Source organism: Spongiivirga sp. MCCC 1A20706 (assembly GCF_046524175.1).
In the GTDB taxonomy this organism is placed as follows: Bacteria; Bacteroidota; Bacteroidia; order Flavobacteriales; family Flavobacteriaceae; genus Spongiivirga.
Genome location: NZ_JBEFZF010000005.1, coordinates 100599 through 117303, shown reverse-complemented (window position 1 = coordinate 117303; position 16705 = coordinate 100599). Strand labels below are relative to the sequence as shown.

The following is a 16705-nucleotide window of genomic DNA, read 5'->3' as shown; positions in this document are numbered from 1 at the left end:
AAAATGCACAGATTTGGAGATTCATGGGCATTCTTGGGGAACATGGATTGTATATGTTAAGTTTAATCCTCAAACTAGATCATTCGTGCTGATTTTAAAAAATAGGTACTTAAAAAATATAACCATAAAGTCCAACCAACATATAAAGCTCCTTGAACCAAGCCCCAATAATTGTGTACAAATTCTGGAATGGATGGTCTTATAATGACTAAGAGTATGGAAAGTAGCATTATTGCGAAACAGACAAACGAGTGCCTCCTTAATTTGGATAGTTCGCTTTTCCTCCATATCAATATAGCCAATAAAGGCCCAAGGGTTATTAGTAGAATTGCATTTGTAAAGATTTGATAGAACTGGTTAGGAAATGGAAATAAAGAAGATCCGAGAAGGGATATAGGGATAAAACACAATGGAATTAATGGCAAAATATTGACCTTTAATTGCACACAACTTTGATAGATGCTGTATATAAAGGGTAGAAGAATAAATGCTATTGCAGTTTGAATACCAGCCATAAAAGTTCCAGAACTACTGTAAAATGCATCTAGACTTGTAATGCCATCCTTGATAAAATTATGATTCCCATTTAAATAACCGGAAATAAATACTCCAATCCAATATAGTAACACGATAATATATCCTAGATATAGTAAGTTTTTAGTAGCTACATAGTGTCTAAACTTTAACTTAAGAAGGAGAAAAAAAATCAACCCAAGACCAACAATTAATAGGGCCTGTATGTTTCTATTCATCGATATGTTGAAAGGGTGATCATTGTAAATTTTTAGAACGTTCTCTAGAATTTCTTCCTTTCTTATTACAATGCCATTGGTTGCATAAGCAATTGATACATTATCTTCAGGATAATAGAACAAACTTGATTCAGAAGCAATATAACCACCGGTATGGCCGTAACCCTTTGAAGTACCTTGAAAAGAGGTTTTCATCATGCCTAAACCATAAAATTCATTTTTTGGAATTATTGAATTCAAACTTTCTTTTGTAACAAGTTTTCCTGAAAACAAACCTTCAATAAAAAGAACCATGTCGTTGGTTGTAGACACAATTCCACCGGCACCTGCAGGAATTAAACCACTAAATTCCCCTTCATCAACTGTTGTCCACTGCTTATCAAACTTATATGAAAACGCTTTGTTTTCAACACTGTCTAATGCCCCAACACCAAAATAGGTGCTTTTCAACCCAAGTTTAGACGATATTCTATTTGCAAGTGAAGTTTCGTAAAGATGCCCATCAAGTTGTTCAATAATGTAACCCAGGAGTAAGTAATTAGAATTACTGTATCTGAAATCTTGATTGGGTTGAAAATCTGGAGGGTATTGTGCGATATTCTTAACCATAAATTTACGTGTTGGAGCCTCATTAATATGAGTATCCCAATCCTCAGTGCTATCATTTTGAGTAAAATCATGGATCCCACTTTTATGGTTTAACATATTTTTTATGGTGATGCTCCCAGCATTCGGAATTTCAGGAAAAAAGTGAATTAGTTTGGTGTCTAATGTTAGTTTTTCTTCTTCGACTAACTGCATAATCATAGTGGCAGTGTACAGTTTGGTTATGGACCAGATTCGATAATTGGTCGCTGTGTCTGCATTTATTTTTACCTCACTTTTTTTGTTACGAAAGCCTATTGCCTTTGAATACAATATCAACCCATCCTTTGAAATGGTAATGCTGCCCATTGCCTCATTGCGTCTTTCAAGTGATTCAAAATAACGATCTAATATATCGGTGTTTAAATTTTGAGAAAATGAATACTTGCATGTTAGAAAAAGGAGTGCTATTGCGAAAAACTTTTGTACCATATTGGATCTTTTTTTGATTCAAAAGTATTCCAGCAAGAATGCTGTACTGGTAAAAGTCGCATGCAACTTTTATGACATTTTTATGACATCCCTGTATTATAGCAGGTCGGGAAAGAATTTTAGGACTTCTCTTTTTTTGTCAATATCAATAGATGTTCGTGTAACAATAATAATATTGATTATGGCCACCATAAAATAACAAATAAACACAGGTAAAGGGATTGCCCCATTTCCTCGACCTATCACTAGGAAAATAATAACGCTGAAAAAAAATAAGAGTATGGTAGTCACAATCTGGAAACTGATGATTTTTCGACCTATGGTGTTTACGTTTTGGTTTGTTCTATGTTTATAAAATAGTATTGTCGGTAAGATAATATTACCAAAAGGGATGAGTAACACACTCAAAATACTGAAGTTTAATAGCTTTACTTTATTGAAGTTGTTGCTTTTTTCCAACGGTTGATTTTCATTTAAAACACGCAATTCTTGATTTTGAATGTTAAGTGCTTTGGCTAAGGCTTTAATTGTATGAGGACTTCCAGAAGTTAATCCTTTTTCTATGCGTTGTATAGTTCTGATAGAGATACCAGATTGATTAGCAAGCTCTTCTTGTGTAAGATGATTATTAATTCTATGTTCTTTTAGTATGTTTTTTTCTTTCATTATGAAGCGATTATAATGAATATAAGTAACCCCGCTAAACGTTGTACTGTTTCACAAACAAAAAGATTGTGAATTTGTGTTACCATGGTCTTAATGAAATTAGAACGTTGTATCAAGATTAATTAAAAGCGTTAGTTTTCACCATAGTTCGTTATTATAAACGACTGTAGAAATATAAACTGTATCGCTCACCGATGTTTATTGATCTCATAATTTCCATTCGCCCATCGTATTGTTGGTTCTATCCACTCTTTTAAAGGTTTGAACAAAAAACCGTGACCCATTCCTGTATTCAGTTCAATTTCTTTAAAGTTAATAATTTCACAAGTGGAATTATGTTTTCTTTCGATTGCAGAAACACCAAAAGGATCGGACTTTTCATAAATGGTTAATATATTTCCGCAATAGTTGATTTCGGGGATATTTTGAATATCGTTATTCTGATAACTTGCTACAAACACAAAATTCAAATCGGGATTATTGGCCATGGTAGAAACATATTGAGCTATGTATCCGCCTTTTGATGTTCCTACGACTGTTATGTTTTCTGGTTTAACCCCTTTTGCAATTAAGTTGTTGATTTGCTGAACAACTTCAATGGCGTAATCACGTGCGTTAACGTTACCATTTCTTTTCTCGCTAATTACTTCTAGTCCGGTTTTTTCAAATTCTGCAATAATTTCTTTGTATTCTGTCCGTCCAAATTCGGGATGTAAGTCGCTCAAACTATGCGTTTCTAAGAATCTGTTATGCAAAAAGAAAACAATTCTTCTATTTTCGTTAAATAAGTCAATAGTATAGTCCAGAAGCTCAGTATTTCCGTGTTTACCGTGCCCGGGAATAACAATTTCTAAGTCGGATAGTTCTTTTTTAATTCTTTTGACACTTGAAGACCATTCATAAATGTTTGCATCTGCTAAATTTCCCTTGGGTGCGTTTAGGGATTTAACTAAACAACCTCCAAATAGTGCTTTTTCATTAGGAATATATCCAACTATATTATCTTTTGTATGGCCTTCTCCAAAATACTTTGCCAAAACTATTTCACCATCAATTTTGAATTGATATTCATTATCAAAACCATTTTGGGGTAGGATTACGTTATCATCTTCTTTGGCAAGTTCAATAGTTTTATTTGATGCGTATGATGCAATTCCATTTGAATGAAATGTATGTAAACCTCCTAAACAGTCTATGTGAAAATGAGTGACTACAATTGCTTTAACCTTTTTATCTCCGATCCATGCAATCAATTCTTCCGATGCTTTTTCGTTAGTAGGAGTATCAAAAACGATTGCTTCTTCTCCATTGAGGTATACCATCCCATTGCAGGGAACTGTCCCTAAGTTTCTAGTTTGTAAATATGAAGTATGCTTAAAAACATTGTTGCCAATTCGTTCGATTTTTAACAACTCGGACTCATAATTTTCAGGTGTCTGCGTATTCAATTTACAGGCACTAAAAATTAAAGAAACTATTATAATTTGTGCTAGATACTTCATAATTGTGAGTAGTCTCTTTACCAAACGCGGAGTTGTTTTGTGAACGAAAAGATAGTGAATTTGCTTAACTATTATTTTAAATGAAGAGAGCTCAAAACGACTATAAAGCGGCTTAGTTAATGTGCTTGAATGGCTGATAAAGAAGGCATTTTCTCTCGTCGCCATAAGACCATGTCTTCATACGGTGTTATAAGTTTTTTTGTTTTTTCAGAATTTTGACAATACGGTTAATCATGATTTCAGACAAGTTCCATTCATATCCATTAAAATCAGTTGTATTAATAAATTGCACCACTACTGTATCAATATCTTCATGGTATTCAGCAAGGCTCTGATAGCCAACAACCAAGCCTCCATGATCGTAGACATAAGGGTAGATCTCCTGTTCCCCCTCATCAAATACTGAACCATCGTTCAAAGCTCGCAAGAATATACCCACGTCCTCCGCTGTTGCTAACATTCCATATTCATTGGCCTTAAAATCTTTATCATATCCAACATAATATCCACTCATTACATCATCTAAATTCACTTCGTTAAGCGAAAAAAAGGTGTTATTAAGATTAAGTGGTATCAATATTCTCTCCTTGATATACTGTTGGTGACCGTATCCTAATACGTTATCAATAATCTTTCGGAGCAACAAATAATTTGTGTTTGAATATTCATATCCTTTATCAGGGGCAAAACTAGCGGGTAAATCGAGAGCAAATTCAAGGGCTATTTTGCCATTCTCCTGTTCGTTTTCCCAATAAGCAGGATTATCCGTGAAATTGGGAATACCAGATCGATGTTGAACCATCATCTTCAAAGTTATTCTTTCTGCATTTTCAATTCTTCCTACCAGTTCAGGAAAGTAATCAGCGAGTGTTTCATCCAAAGACAAGCGCTTTTCTTTTGCCAGCTTGGTTATACTTACAGCAACATATAATTTACTAATACTCGCAATTTTGAATAACGAATTTGGGTCTGCTGGTGTCTTATTATCCCGATTCTTCCAGCCACCTGTATAGAACGCTGATGGTTTTCCTGCCTCTCCCACATACACAATCATACCATCAAAACCATATTCGATAGCCTCATCAACTTGCTCTTGAACTGTAGCGGGTAGTGGTATTATCCAAGCTTTTACTAAGATCCAGGGCACAAAAAATAATGAAATCGCTGTTCCTGTGAACAACAAAATGCGAACAATCCACTTTGCTTTTTTATTTTTTATCATTTTTGATCTTCGATAATCATGTCTATTTCCTTAATAATGCTTAAGCCTACGTTCTTTAGTTCATTGTATCGATGGATCATAGTATCAAACTGCCAGGCAGCTAAACTGATAACGTTTCGATAGGCAGCAAATGAAGTATATTCTTTAAAATCGGTAAAATATTCATTTTGTGGAGTGGCTCTTATGTTAAGGGAATCGGGCGGTACAAAGGCATACGCCAAAATCAAAGACCTGTCAAATTGAGTTGAAAGATATGCTTCTTGACTTTCTGCATATTCATTATAACTCTTTTCATTTAATGCAATCTCGCCAATAATGGTATGGTATCTCGTTAAAAGCGAATCCAAAGCCGTATTGTTAATTTTTCCATAGTAATTTGAATTTCTTAGGGCTTCATAGCCACCAATACTAGGATTAAAATAGAGGTCAATAAATGCCCAGCCGCTGGAAATAAAAAGCACAGTATTTTCATCTTCTGTCTTATCCAAAATACTAGTACGAGCCTGTTTACATAGCTCGGCTATTTGTCTTCTTCCAGTTGTTAACGAGTCTAGTTCGAGCATATCTTCTAAGGTGTTGGATTTGATTTTTACTAAATACTCTTTCAAGGCTATATCGCCTTTTCTAGATTCATTCCAATTGTTAATTTGTAAGGCAATCAAAATTCCAATTACTACCAATACTATTTCTCCTAAAGCATACTTTAGGTATTTTGTTTTTTTATTGTCCAAAATAAGTTTATGTCTTACTCCTCTAAAGAACTTCATAATGTGGTTCTAAATTGCTAATAACAAGTGTGCTAAACGTAATACTGTTTTGCAAACTAAAAGATAATGAATTTGCTTAACTATTGTTTAAAAGACTAAAGGAATTCAATAGGACCGAAAAATAACTTAGTCAATGTGCTTGAACGTTTGACCGTATATGAAAAATAGTAGGTTAGTAAATAATACTTTTTGGTTTTGCAGGGGGAATAAAAAAGTGCAAGCCAACAGGCTTGCACTACTTCAACTAATTTTTAATGTGTTGTAAGCATTAGGTTTTTAAACCTATATCTTTTTTAAAATTCCAAATCGGCAACTAAATCAAACTCATCATAGATTGCTTTGTCTTTAAGTCCGTCAAAGAAACTTGTAGAACCGTATCGTACATCAAATTTTGTTCTGTCAATTTTCATAGCAACAGTAGCTTTATTTCCATAAACAGATAGGTTAAAGCTAATTTTTTCGGTTTTACCCTTAATCGTGATATCACCTGTAACTTTATAAGCGTTTTTACCTGAAGGTTTTACTTTGGTAAATATTAGTGATGCTGTTGGGAATGTGCTTACTCCAAAAAAGTCATCTGATTTTAAATGACCTTCAAGTTTTCCTTTGTATTCACCTTCTAAGTCTGTTACGTTAATTGTGGTCATGTCGATTATAAAATTACCACCCGTTAAAACCTCATTGTCAAAAATCAAGTCTCCAGATTTAATAGTAATCTCACCGGTATGTGAACCTGTTACTTTGTAACCTTTCCATGTTACTGTACTAGTGTTGGTATTTACTTCTTTTTTAATGCTTTCTAAAGACTTAAACGAGAATGTCATCAATACGATTGTTAGTATTGCCGTGATATTTTTTAATTTTTTCATTATTTCTAGTATTTGTTTTTTTAATCTTAAAAATTAAGATCCGTAGTAAAATTTTTCTTTGATTATTTTTCCATCTTCCCATTCTTGAACAGCGACTTGGGTATAATTTCTTACACCCCAATCTTTATGAGTGTAATCAAAATGCCATTCTACCATTGTAGTGTTTTCGCCAACTGTGACATTAAGCGGTTTTGCTCCTCTAAACTCCGTAATGGCTCCAAAGAAATCTTCTTCTCTTTTTTTGTTTGCGGCCTTTCCTGAAATTTGTGGATTGTCGTTTTCTTGCATTATCACATCGTCGTGATAAAACTGATCAAAAGCATCTAATGCTTGACCCTGAAGAATCATATCATTAATTGTGCTTATTTTTTCTAATAAAGTACTCATCTATTTATGTTTTAATGTTATGGTACAAATCTCTGTAACATTGAAAACCTAAAAAATGAACTAGAATATGAAATGAAGTTAAACTAGATTAACATTTCATTGTTCATGTATGAGTTGACTTTTTATTTTACTCAAGAATTCTTTCGTTATACCTAAATATGAGGCGATCATGTATTGTGGAACTCGTCGATCTATCTTGGGGTATGTATGTTTAAAAATGGCATATCTTTCTTTTGCATCCAAACTAAAATTTCGGATAATTCGGTTTTGAGACGCTACAAATGCACGTTCTACAATTTTTCTAAACAACCTCTCAAGTTTTGGAATTTCTATGTATAACTCTTCAAGCTTGTCATAGTTGAATTGAATTAGTTGGGTATTCTCTATACACTGTACATTAAAATCTGCCGGTGTTTGGGTAATAAAGCTGCCCAAATCTGATGCCCACCAATCTTCTACGGAAAACATCACAATGTGTTCTTGCCCTTCCGTGTCCATATAAAATGTTTTAGTACAGCCATTAATAATGAAGTTTGCACTATTACAAACATCACCTTGCTGCACGATATATTGATTTTTGAGATAGGTGCGAAGGGATGTTTTAGATAGCAGCAATGTTTCCTCTTCTAATGTGAGGGCGATGTATTTTTTAATGTAGTCTAAAAGAGGTTTTGTGCTCATTTATTTTCAGCTTATATCTAACGATTTTCGCTATAATCTTTTCTCAACGCGGGATGAACCACATGAATGCGAGGGCAACTTTTGTTCTGTGTTCTAATTTAATAAATTGTAGCAAACACTATTGTATTAATTATCAACGTGGCGTATTGGCTTTATTGCAAAGAGTTTTTACTCACCTTTTTTCTTAAATACCAAGTTGTTATTGGACGGTAATGCAATATTTCCAATTTCCATAGCGCTATTTAGGCCTTTTAAATATGTGTCAAATAATACAATTGAATTTTCCTCATTAAAGGTTTTGATATCTCTATTGAGTCCTGCAATATCATTATGACCCGTATTGTCACCTTCAACAAGAATTTGAATTCTCAACCCATCCTCATTCATTTGTTCATATCCTTGCAGTCTCCAATCTTCCTGGTTAATAGTCTCCATTCCGTTACTATCTTTTTCAGCTTCTCCAATGATCATTAATACTGCTGTTTGGTTTATTGTGCTAAATCCATTTGGGCTCTGTTTTATTCCAAATTGATCTGGTGAATATCCTGGTGGTGACATTGCATACACTGCCTTAATAGCTGGACATAAGTAGTTCCCATGATTCATATCCATGCCGGCAGATAAAAGGCCTTCCATTGCACCAGCTGAATGGCCAATATAACCTTGTTTAGTGCCATCTATGGAACCTAAAAAATTACCATAATCAATGGTGCCTTTTGCTATTTGATCAGAAAGAAATTGAATTTCCTCACCACGTAATTGTGCTATGTTTTCAATATTAGATCCTGCATTTCTATGGTCAATTTGAACTACGACATAGCCTTCAAGGACAAATTTGTTTGCATACGATAACAAGGCTCCGCGATCATCGCCTTGACCATTACCGCCTCTTGAAAGAATAATAACAAATGTTTGGTCGTCAAATGCTGTCGGATAAAAGACGCGATATGGAAGGTCTCCAAATGGAGCATTAAGAGTTCCATCATATTGTGCAATTGTGAATACGCTATCATCAATTTCTAGTGCTGTAGCATCGTCTTCTTGACAAGTAAATAAAGATAAAACTGTAAGAAAAAATATCATTCTATTCATCTTGGATTTTTGTCCTTAGACTTAAGAAACGGTCGTTAGTTTAATAATCATAAATCGATTGCATAAAAGCAGGAAGACTTTGTTTTGTAATGTTAATTGAAATGCGATGCTACCTCATTGCTTTTCTTTGATATTCGAAATATATCAACGTAAATCTGTTACGATCTCTTCAATTATTGCGGATTTAATTTAGTCTTCTGATTTTGGTGCATCTTTGTACTTACTAATATGACTAATTTCTTTACTGAAAACTGCTTCATAAAAAGTAAATGCTTCCTTACAGTTTCCGTTAAAGTAGATATATGGATTTACCATTATCATAAATAGCTGATTTAACAGTGTTCTTTTATTGGAGATAGGACTGAATTGTTTTGAATTATAGTAATTTGTGCATCATTCTTATTTACTTTTTTTAATCCACTTACCAAATTGAATTCCGACTAAAATTGCAGGTATAGTTCCAATTACTATAATCCAAAAGAATGGTTTGAATACGTAATCTTCAAAGGAATCCCAAAACCTATCATAAGGTTCGATTCCTTCTTGCACAAATCCAGTCCAACCAACAAGAAATGCAGTTATTATCAAAGTTAAAATTCCATATTTTATCCCAACTTTGCTGTCGTCTTTTTTCTTTATTAAGATTTCGTATCCGGCATTTCTTCCTGACCAGTATGCAAGGCCATAAAAAACACCAATTCCGATAACTATGTTTATCCAGTAGTTCCATTCAGTCATCCATCTTAAATTTCCTCCAGCAAGTAAAGTCATAAAGAAAAAAGCTATCAGAATGCCAACTGTTGCATATTGTAATGCTCTTTTAACTCCTATCTTTTTAGCTATTTCAGGCGTCATTTTACTTTTTTGGGATATGTTTGGTGTAAAAGGTCATTTTAATAGCTTTTATCCATTGTTATGCGTTTGTTTTATATCTTTTTATTCGGTCGGAATCGGTAGATTATGCATTTTTAGAAATGATAATTTATCCCAATACCCGCGTTGAAATTTGATTTTCCCTTTGACAACTTGAAAAAACCCACATCCTCTTAATCCCAAAGGATCTTTCCATTCTAAAATAGCCCATTCTCCATCCTCGAATATATTTTCAGGAATACAGGTCATATCCGCCGTGTTGAATTCGATCGAAAAGATTTCTTTAATGGCATTTCTTCCTTCAATTGGTTCGTTAGCCACCTGATGATTAATTGCATCCAAATGATATAGTTCTGCAATTTTTTCTGCATTTCCCTCATTGAATAATTCAATCCACTGCTCAATCAACTCCTTTGGTCTCATTTTTTTAGAAGGTATTTTATTTTTCGTTCAATTTTAATTGCTTCTTTATCAATTTTTTGATTTCAATTATTGGCACTTTCTGGTCGAACTTAATCTGTACGGTTTTTTTTCCTGTTTTGTAGCCCATATCACCAAGAGCTTTTCGGTCTTCTTCTTTTAGAGCATCTATTCCAAAACTAACATGTTTTTTAGCAACGTCAAATCCGGCCAGTATACCATTATACTTATATATTGGAACATTCCAACTTATTCCGCCTTCAGCTCTCGGAACTGTTGATTCTATCAATTCCTTCAGGACCTTCATAATTTGTTGGGATTCTTCCGGGGAAGTTTGGATATATTCATCAATAGTCTTTGGTTTTGAAGCTTTCATGTCATCTTTTTTAGCTTTAAATAGTGTTCTTTAGTAGGTGCATCAAACTTCTCTATAGCATATCGTAAAGTTACTCTGGGCATCGTTTTTGCGTATTTATCCAAAAAGCTTTTCAAACGCTTTTCATCTTTTTTTCCAGCTTCTCGAATCCAACTTCCTACAGCTTTATTTATCAATTCTTCCTTATCGTTTATCAAGATTTCTGCAATTTTAAAAGTGTCTTCCAGTTGTCTTTTTTTTATGAACGCATATGTACTAACGATCGCAGTCCTGCGCTCCCAAATTATGTCTGATTTTGCCAATTCATAAAGAACATCTCGAGGTTTGTCTATTAAATACTCCCCAATGATATTGTACGAACCTCTATCTACAAAATCCCAGTTATTTAATCTATCGTGTCTGGATAAATAAAGGTTAAAAAGCTCTTTTTTTGTCGATTCAGGCGTTTTTTTTGATTTTGCCTGAAAGTCCATTATACTAACTGCCCCCATCCTGATTTCATAATATTCATTGTCTAGGAGCTTGTTAATTTCGCTCAATGGCATTTCAATAAATTCTTTTGCAATCTTAAATACGTCGCCAAATTTTACTCCAAATGGCTTTGTGATTCCATCATTTCCTTTGAAGAATTTTTCAACGACATCCAATCGTTCTTCTGTCCTAAATTCCGATAATCGTTTTATAAAATCTTTTGCAGTCATTTTTAGCTTATAGGTCCATTCTTCTTTTGATTCTCAAGTTTCATTCTGCAACGTTTTTCAAATGCTTATTTCTATGGTACAGCATATATAAGGCATGTGGTAACATTAAAAACGTCATTCCAGAGAATGGTATCATAAAAACCCCAATTAATATGATAATGAGATATGTTCTAATAAAATTTCTAGGTATTTGTCCGTTTGTTTTTTCTACATAACTAACTATAATACCAAGTGGAATGAGTAATAGACCATAATAAAAAAACCAGAATGCTGCGAAATTCTCGTAGTTCATCTGTCCGTTTAGTAATGGAAACTCGAACAGTCCTTCGCTAATTTTAAAAAAGAATGTATCTACAAATCCTATAAATTGTTTCCCAAAAGCAAAGGGTGATATTCCTAACAGTGTATGGATAATTCCAAAAAAAATTAAAACTGTTCCGTTTGTTATTTTCATGTTTTGGTTATTGGGTTCTGGATTGCAATAGGGTTATTGTAAAGATACGGAACAGTTTAAGTTAGCACTCAAATCGCTACTACTTACCCAACAGTTTGGTTGGCAGTTATTTTTTCACGATTTCATGTAACTCCTTTATTTTCCAATCATCATTTTCATTAATAAATAGCTCAAACATAGCAGCATGACTTGCCCCAACAAGTATCATTATTCTTTCATCCGTATCCATTGTGTTTTTTTGAGCCAATGACCACATGTACAGGTTTCTCTTATACCATTCAGAAGTTAATAGTGGTCCATTAAAATCATCGGTATCGCCTGCTAACAACATTAAATTGTTGTGAAAGTAATTGGAAAACTTTCGCATTTCTGGTGTATTTAAGTAGTATGTAAGTTCTACTAGGGAAACCCCTGCTTCAATTTTGTTGTCAAAGTCAACAGTGATCTTAGTAATCCCATTTTGGATTTTTGACATTAGTTCGGTTTGGTTTGCTTCTTCGATATCTTTCATTACCTCGTTAAAGGGAAATGAAGTCGAATAATCAATACCATATACTTTCTCTATATCGTTTGCATGAGCTGCACGAAAAGCGAGTTGAAATATTTCATTTTGTAAATAAAAATCGGATAAACTATCATTTGTGAAGTACTGATTTTCTTGATACAGGGTGTACAATGAATCCAACTCGTTTTGCTCATTATAGGGCCATTCTACAAATATTTTAGTAGGGTTGTACTCCTGTATGCTTTTTGAAATCTGCTCCAATTCATTTTGCGATTCTTCACTCATAATATCGAATGACTTGGTCTTTGCTACATCAGCTCCTGGATTGTTGTAATGAAACGTTCCTATCAGTAGTACTTCCTTGTTTGCTTTAGTGGAATCTACATGATTTGATTGCGGTTTTGATTGTTTTCCGTCACAGCTAAAAAGTATAGTCGAAACTAGAAGCACTAATGTTTTGTTAGTCATACGGTTGTTTTAAATAAATAGGTACAAATTTGACATCATGATTTCGTTGTGGAATCATCCTCCTGAAGGTTCTGCGCCTTCATCATTCATCCAGTCGATCTCATTTATTTGTTCCATACTAATCTTAATTACACGCAACGTTTAGTATAAGAGTAGTGGCGTATAGATGCCATCGCTTTTTATATTACAATATACTTATTTAAAAGTAATAGCGGTTCGAGCTTGTACCCGAACCGCTATTGCTTTTATCCACAATAAGCCGTTATCTGTTATTTACTTGGACCTTTGTTTGTTTGATGGTTTTGCGATTTTGTTATCGTCAAGGCATACGTTTAGGTAAAATTCAAAGTCTTTTCTGTTATTAAATCCGACTTGATTTATACAACGGTAGCCTTTATATTCTTTGTTTTTCATCAACATGGTATTATAAGCCATCAGTAAAAATTATTGTTGTGAGTGAAGTCCCACTGTGTTGCCTTCTGTATCAATAAAAATGGATACAAAGCCGAATTCACCAATATTCATCTTGGGTTGCACAACTTTTCCACCAGCCTTTTCAATTCTTTGTTCTTCTGCAAGGTTGTCTTCGGTTTCAAAATAGATCACCGTATTGTTACTACTGGGAACAAAATTAGCTTTCTCTACCAATGCACCCGATATGTCAGAGCTTTCCGGGCTAAATGGAAAAAATGATTGCTTACCCCATTTAATGGGAGCATCAGTAAGCTTTATATTGAAAACTGTTTCGTAAAATTTTTTTGCTCGGTCTAAGTCTGCAACATTAAGATCAAACCAACCGACTGGATTTACATTTGCCATTTTAAATTGTTTTTAAGTTTCTGCACTATTGCTATGCAAATCTAGAATCAACCTAAACGGCAAAATTGTAAAAATGGGACAGGGCTATTCTTTGTCAAAAATCAAAGACAATTTTAAGTCGTCACCGAAAAACTCCTTTGGTGTCAATCCTGTAAATTCCTTGAATTCTTTTATAAAATGTGCTTGGTCAAAATATTCGTTTTCATAAGCCAAATCAGTTAGGCTTGTAAGTTCTTCATTTAGTAATGATTTCAAAGTTGTTTGAATTCTGATTGTTTTTGCAAGTTGCTTTGGACTTAACCCAATGGTTGAAGAAAATTTACGAGCTAATTGTCTTCTGTTGATATTTGTACGCTTTGAAAATTCATTTACAGAAAACTGCCCATTTGTATTGAAGATTGTTTCAACTGTTGAATTTACAATAATGTCAATAGTCTTTTTATCGGCTAATTCTTTAAGAAGAAAGGTCTCAATAATTTGAATTCTTTCAGAGGTATGGTTAGCGTTTAAGATTAGCTCACCAAGTTTTTTGCCTTTATCTCCAAATAATTTGTCTAATGGTACTGCAGTATTTTCCATTTCTTTAATTGGGATTGTCGCAAAAGGTAAAAATCCATTTGGTTTGAATTGAACAACAAAACTGCCCGTTACTCCAGTAGGTTCAATCACATAAGGCTTTGTCAATTGTCCAATTAAAAAGCATTTTGGTAAAACTGTAATGTCTCCACTTTTTGAATGGTGCTTATAAGTGTGACCATAATGAAAAATTAATTTCATTGTTCCATCTGGTACGATGGTGTTTTTAAGAGGAACTTTTTCCTTTTCTCCGTCCAATGTCCAATACCGTTTGACAAAGGCTGTTAGTTTGATATTCGGCTTATATGTTTTCGGATTTAACTCCATTATCAATTTTTATGAAGTGTCTCTTGCATAATGGCGGCTAAAGTATTCGTATTTGATTCCTATGTAAGGAATCAGTAATAATTAAAAGTAGTAAATATTCTTTGAAGAAGAGCAGCTATAAATTCTACACGTTGTTGGTAGTTATTTTTTTAATTCCGTTCAAAGACAATTATATTTTTTCAGTGGTAATGAACTATAACCGTCGTTGGGTACAGTTATGTACATTTTATTCCTTCCGTAATTTTAGTCAATCCGTTATCCCAAATCGTTTTTCTTTTGCTGTAGCCTGTAATGGATATAGAAAAAATCGATTCATACTATTACAAACACTACTAATTTTGCCTTGGAAAAATTGAATTTCCACCTAAAAACTTAAAACCAATAAATCCTCGTACAATAAGATTTTTGTTAGTATCTAATCTTAGAGTTCCCGGAAAAACATTCCTTGCGTACATTGGGGAATGAAGCTTACCTTCTTTCCAAGTTTTATCATCCTGATCGAATACGAAATTCTTAAATACTATAAAACCAATGCCTTCACTTCCATCGGGTTCGTCTGGTGCTGAATGTATAATACCAAAATATTGACCATTCTCTTTATAAACTTTAACTGTTCTTGATTTGTCAGGATTTACATATATCCCAAGAATGTCATCAGCAGATACCTGCCTATTTATATAATATCGATTACCGCATCCGATAAGAATTACGACTACGACCAACAATAAAAGCAGCAAATATTTAATTTCTCCCATCATTCTACTCTTGTAAAAGTCGCAGTTTTCCCCAATAATGATACTCCAATATAACCTCTCATTTTTAGTATCTTCCCGTTCTCCTTGAGCCATAATTTCCCAGAATAAGTCCCGCCGTTTTCAATAGAATAGATTTCTCCATTTACCCATTTATTGTTTTTATAAATAAAATCTTTCATGAAGACAATTCCGATAACACTCCTATTTTGAAGATTTTTATCAGAATTTTCCGTATCCAAACGAGCATCTTTTCTCCAAATAATTTTACCAAAATATATGTTGTCTTTTTTAAATATTTCTATTTTTCCTTCTTTAGTTTCTGTCCAGTATTCTCCAATTATGTTATCTCCCTCAGATTGTGAAAAAGAAAAAGTTGTAAAAAGGATAAATGTTATTATTGTTACTAGTGTTTTCATATTTTTTATTACGATTTTAGTTCTTTAACTCCTTGTTGAAAATCAATTACATTTTTATATCCTAATTGATCTCTTGCTTTTTGATCAGACACTGAAAATTCAGTACCCATTAATCGAATCATTAATGGCATCACTGGTGGTCTTGATTTGAGCCTCAAGATTTTCCATATTCCGCCAAATAAGTGAGCAAAAAATAGTGCGACATTTCTAGGAAGTTCCTTATCTCCAGGGTCAAGTCCTTCGGCATTTAATATTGCAGTGAAGGTTTTCTTGACCGATCTTCTATCTCCATCTGTCACAAAGTAGGCTTCTCCACCTTTTTCTGACTTAAAGGCAGCTATTACTGCACTTGCCAAGTTTTTAACATGAATGGTAGATAATATTTGATGACCGCCACCAATCCACCTCCATTTGCCATTTTTTACGTTTTCTAATAAATCATCATAATGATGGTTATTTGGTCCCCAAATAGCTGGTGGACGAAGAGAAATGGTTTTAAATGATGTGGTATTTGCCGCTAAAACTGCCTTCTCAGCTATCGCTTTTGTTTTTGGGTATAATGCTTTTGGTAGCTTTTTACCCGCATCCTTTTCAGATAAATTTATGATTGGTGAACCTGGAACCACAGGTGCTGCACTGATATAAATGAACTTCTCAATACCATTTTCTTTTGATTTTTTAAGCAAATCCTTGGTGGCATTCACATTGATTTTGTAGAAAAGCTCTTTATCATAGGTCAAGTCCATATGAGCTGCTGAATGCAGCACATAATCACATCCTTTTAACGCATGCTCCGTATTTTTAGATAGCGTTGTTAAGTCATCTACTATGGGAATAGCACCCATTGATTTTATTTTACTCGCAGATTTTGGGCTTCTTGCTAGCGCAAGAATCTCAAATCCATTTTCGATAAGTATTGGAATAATACTTTGTCCTACAAATCCAGAACCCCCTGTTACAAATATTTTCATATTGCAAAACTAGAGCGAATGGCAGTGAC

General features: G+C 33.7%; 20 protein-coding genes and 1 pseudogene. All 21 read right to left on the bottom strand.

The window, feature by feature from the left end; genetic code table 11:
• Nucleotides 1-74: 74 nt before the first annotated feature.
• The 21 genes and pseudogenes from ABN763_RS13115 to ABN763_RS13015 all read right to left on the bottom strand — a co-directional run bounded on the left by ABN763_RS13115 (nt 75) and on the right by ABN763_RS13015 (nt 16676).
• Complete coding sequence (locus ABN763_RS13115; RefSeq protein WP_410485935.1) at nt 75-1829, bottom strand: serine hydrolase; 1755 nt, start codon at nt 1827-1829, stop codon at nt 75-77.
• Between the two features lie 96 nt (nt 1830-1925).
• Nucleotides 1926-2495 carry a helix-turn-helix domain-containing protein gene (locus ABN763_RS13110; RefSeq protein WP_410485934.1) on the bottom strand — a complete coding sequence of 190 codons (570 nt, stop codon included), beginning with the start codon at nt 2493-2495 and terminating at the stop codon, nt 1926-1928.
• 782 nt (nt 2496-3277) lie between these two features.
• A pseudogene (gene bla / locus ABN763_RS13105) lies at nt 3278-3997 on the bottom strand (subclass B1 metallo-beta-lactamase); the annotation flags it as partial.
• Between the two features lie 187 nt (nt 3998-4184).
• A complete protein-coding gene (locus ABN763_RS13100; RefSeq protein WP_410485933.1) occupies nt 4185-5219 on the bottom strand; it encodes a serine hydrolase domain-containing protein in 1035 nt (344 codons plus the stop codon).
• Nucleotides 5216-5986 carry a DUF6090 family protein gene (locus ABN763_RS13095; RefSeq protein WP_410485932.1) on the bottom strand — a complete coding sequence of 257 codons (771 nt, stop codon included), beginning with the start codon at nt 5984-5986 and terminating at the stop codon, nt 5216-5218. The genes ABN763_RS13100 and ABN763_RS13095 overlap by 4 nt, the downstream gene beginning before the upstream one ends.
• A gap of 293 nt (nt 5987-6279) precedes the next feature.
• Nucleotides 6280-6855: a YceI family protein gene (locus ABN763_RS13090; RefSeq protein ID WP_410485931.1), complete on the bottom strand. Its 576-nt coding sequence runs from the start codon at nt 6853-6855 to the stop codon at nt 6280-6282.
• Between the two features lie 33 nt (nt 6856-6888).
• Nucleotides 6889-7242 carry a nuclear transport factor 2 family protein gene (locus ABN763_RS13085; protein ID WP_410485930.1) on the bottom strand — a complete coding sequence of 118 codons (354 nt, stop codon included), beginning with the start codon at nt 7240-7242 and terminating at the stop codon, nt 6889-6891.
• A 96-nt stretch (nt 7243-7338) separates the two neighbouring features.
• Nucleotides 7339-7923 (bottom strand): Crp/Fnr family transcriptional regulator, encoded by a 585-nt coding sequence (locus ABN763_RS13080; protein ID WP_410485929.1) that lies wholly within the window; start codon nt 7921-7923, stop codon nt 7339-7341.
• A 168-nt stretch (nt 7924-8091) separates the two neighbouring features.
• Entirely contained in the window at nt 8092-9006 is a 915-nt protein-coding gene (locus tag ABN763_RS13075; protein WP_410485928.1) for a hypothetical protein, read from the bottom strand.
• 198 nt (nt 9007-9204) lie between these two features.
• Nucleotides 9205-9336 carry a hypothetical protein gene (locus ABN763_RS13070; RefSeq protein ID WP_410485927.1) on the bottom strand — a complete coding sequence of 44 codons (132 nt, stop codon included), beginning with the start codon at nt 9334-9336 and terminating at the stop codon, nt 9205-9207.
• Between the two features lie 78 nt (nt 9337-9414).
• Complete coding sequence (locus ABN763_RS13065) at nt 9415-9870, bottom strand: hypothetical protein (protein WP_410485926.1); 456 nt, start codon at nt 9868-9870, stop codon at nt 9415-9417.
• Between the two features lie 81 nt (nt 9871-9951).
• Nucleotides 9952-10311, bottom strand: coding sequence for a nuclear transport factor 2 family protein (locus ABN763_RS13060; protein ID WP_410485925.1), 360 nt, complete (start codon nt 10309-10311; stop codon nt 9952-9954).
• 16 nt (nt 10312-10327) lie between these two features.
• A complete protein-coding gene (locus ABN763_RS13055; RefSeq protein ID WP_410485924.1) occupies nt 10328-10684 on the bottom strand; it encodes an iron chaperone in 357 nt (118 codons plus the stop codon).
• Nucleotides 10681-11385 (bottom strand): DNA alkylation repair protein, encoded by a 705-nt coding sequence (locus tag ABN763_RS13050; RefSeq protein WP_410485923.1) that lies wholly within the window; start codon nt 11383-11385, stop codon nt 10681-10683. The genes ABN763_RS13055 and ABN763_RS13050 overlap by 4 nt, the downstream gene beginning before the upstream one ends.
• Nucleotides 11386-11425: 40 nt before the next feature.
• Nucleotides 11426-11839, bottom strand: coding sequence for a DUF6463 family protein (locus ABN763_RS13045; protein WP_410485922.1), 414 nt, complete (start codon nt 11837-11839; stop codon nt 11426-11428).
• 106 nt (nt 11840-11945) lie between these two features.
• On the bottom strand, nt 11946-12812 hold the full coding sequence (locus ABN763_RS13040; RefSeq protein WP_410485921.1) for a DUF5694 domain-containing protein: 867 nt from the start codon (nt 12810-12812) through the stop codon (nt 11946-11948).
• A 444-nt stretch (nt 12813-13256) separates the two neighbouring features.
• Nucleotides 13257-13631, bottom strand: coding sequence for a VOC family protein (locus ABN763_RS13035; RefSeq protein WP_410485920.1), 375 nt, complete (start codon nt 13629-13631; stop codon nt 13257-13259).
• 84 nt (nt 13632-13715) lie between these two features.
• Nucleotides 13716-14534 (bottom strand): DUF6597 domain-containing transcriptional factor, encoded by an 819-nt coding sequence (locus ABN763_RS13030; RefSeq protein WP_410485919.1) that lies wholly within the window; start codon nt 14532-14534, stop codon nt 13716-13718.
• 332 nt (nt 14535-14866) lie between these two features.
• Entirely contained in the window at nt 14867-15289 is a 423-nt protein-coding gene (locus ABN763_RS13025) for a DUF2147 domain-containing protein (RefSeq protein ID WP_410485918.1), read from the bottom strand.
• Nucleotides 15289-15705 (bottom strand): DUF2147 domain-containing protein, encoded by a 417-nt coding sequence (locus ABN763_RS13020; protein WP_410485917.1) that lies wholly within the window; start codon nt 15703-15705, stop codon nt 15289-15291. Before ABN763_RS13020 ends, ABN763_RS13025 begins: the two co-directional genes overlap by 1 nt.
• A gap of 8 nt (nt 15706-15713) precedes the next feature.
• Nucleotides 15714-16676 carry an NAD-dependent epimerase/dehydratase family protein gene (locus ABN763_RS13015; protein ID WP_410485916.1) on the bottom strand — a complete coding sequence of 321 codons (963 nt, stop codon included), beginning with the start codon at nt 16674-16676 and terminating at the stop codon, nt 15714-15716.
• Nucleotides 16677-16705: the final 29 nt, after the last annotated feature.

What these genes read in the sequence shown, in the direction of transcription:
- ABN763_RS13080 (WP_410485929.1), bottom strand. Translation starts at nt 7,923, where the DNA reads ATGAGCACAAAACCTCTTTTAGACTACATTAAAAAATACATCGCCCTC.
- ABN763_RS13040 (WP_410485921.1), bottom strand. Translation starts at nt 12,812, where the DNA reads ATGACTAACAAAACATTAGTGCTTCTAGTTTCGACTATACTTTTTAGC.
- ABN763_RS13065 (WP_410485926.1), bottom strand. Translation starts at nt 9,870, where the DNA reads ATGACGCCTGAAATAGCTAAAAAGATAGGAGTTAAAAGAGCATTACAA.
- ABN763_RS13060 (WP_410485925.1), bottom strand. Translation starts at nt 10,311, where the DNA reads ATGAGACCAAAGGAGTTGATTGAGCAGTGGATTGAATTATTCAATGAG.
- ABN763_RS13055 (WP_410485924.1), bottom strand. Translation starts at nt 10,684, where the DNA reads ATGAAAGCTTCAAAACCAAAGACTATTGATGAATATATCCAAACTTCC.
- ABN763_RS13025 (WP_410485918.1), bottom strand. Translation starts at nt 15,289, where the DNA reads ATGGGAGAAATTAAATATTTGCTGCTTTTATTGTTGGTCGTAGTCGTA.
- ABN763_RS13035 (WP_410485920.1), bottom strand. Translation starts at nt 13,631, where the DNA reads ATGGCAAATGTAAATCCAGTCGGTTGGTTTGATCTTAATGTTGCAGAC.
- ABN763_RS13090 (WP_410485931.1), bottom strand. Translation starts at nt 6,855, where the DNA reads ATGAAAAAATTAAAAAATATCACGGCAATACTAACAATCGTATTGATG.
- ABN763_RS13045 (WP_410485922.1), bottom strand. Translation starts at nt 11,839, where the DNA reads ATGAAAATAACAAACGGAACAGTTTTAATTTTTTTTGGAATTATCCAT.
- ABN763_RS13020 (WP_410485917.1), bottom strand. Translation starts at nt 15,705, where the DNA reads ATGAAAACACTAGTAACAATAATAACATTTATCCTTTTTACAACTTTT.
- ABN763_RS13030 (WP_410485919.1), bottom strand. Translation starts at nt 14,534, where the DNA reads ATGGAGTTAAATCCGAAAACATATAAGCCGAATATCAAACTAACAGCC.
- ABN763_RS13115 (WP_410485935.1), bottom strand. Translation starts at nt 1,829, where the DNA reads ATGGTACAAAAGTTTTTCGCAATAGCACTCCTTTTTCTAACATGCAAG.
- ABN763_RS13085 (WP_410485930.1), bottom strand. Translation starts at nt 7,242, where the DNA reads ATGAGTACTTTATTAGAAAAAATAAGCACAATTAATGATATGATTCTT.
- ABN763_RS13050 (WP_410485923.1), bottom strand. Translation starts at nt 11,385, where the DNA reads ATGACTGCAAAAGATTTTATAAAACGATTATCGGAATTTAGGACAGAA.
- ABN763_RS13075 (WP_410485928.1), bottom strand. Translation starts at nt 9,006, where the DNA reads ATGATATTTTTTCTTACAGTTTTATCTTTATTTACTTGTCAAGAAGAC.
- ABN763_RS13095 (WP_410485932.1), bottom strand. Translation starts at nt 5,986, where the DNA reads ATGAAGTTCTTTAGAGGAGTAAGACATAAACTTATTTTGGACAATAAA.
- ABN763_RS13100 (WP_410485933.1), bottom strand. Translation starts at nt 5,219, where the DNA reads ATGATAAAAAATAAAAAAGCAAAGTGGATTGTTCGCATTTTGTTGTTC.
- ABN763_RS13015 (WP_410485916.1), bottom strand. Translation starts at nt 16,676, where the DNA reads ATGAAAATATTTGTAACAGGGGGTTCTGGATTTGTAGGACAAAGTATT.
- ABN763_RS13070 (WP_410485927.1), bottom strand. Translation starts at nt 9,336, where the DNA reads ATGATAATGGTAAATCCATATATCTACTTTAACGGAAACTGTAAGGAA.
- ABN763_RS13110 (WP_410485934.1), bottom strand. Translation starts at nt 2,495, where the DNA reads ATGAAAGAAAAAAACATACTAAAAGAACATAGAATTAATAATCATCTT.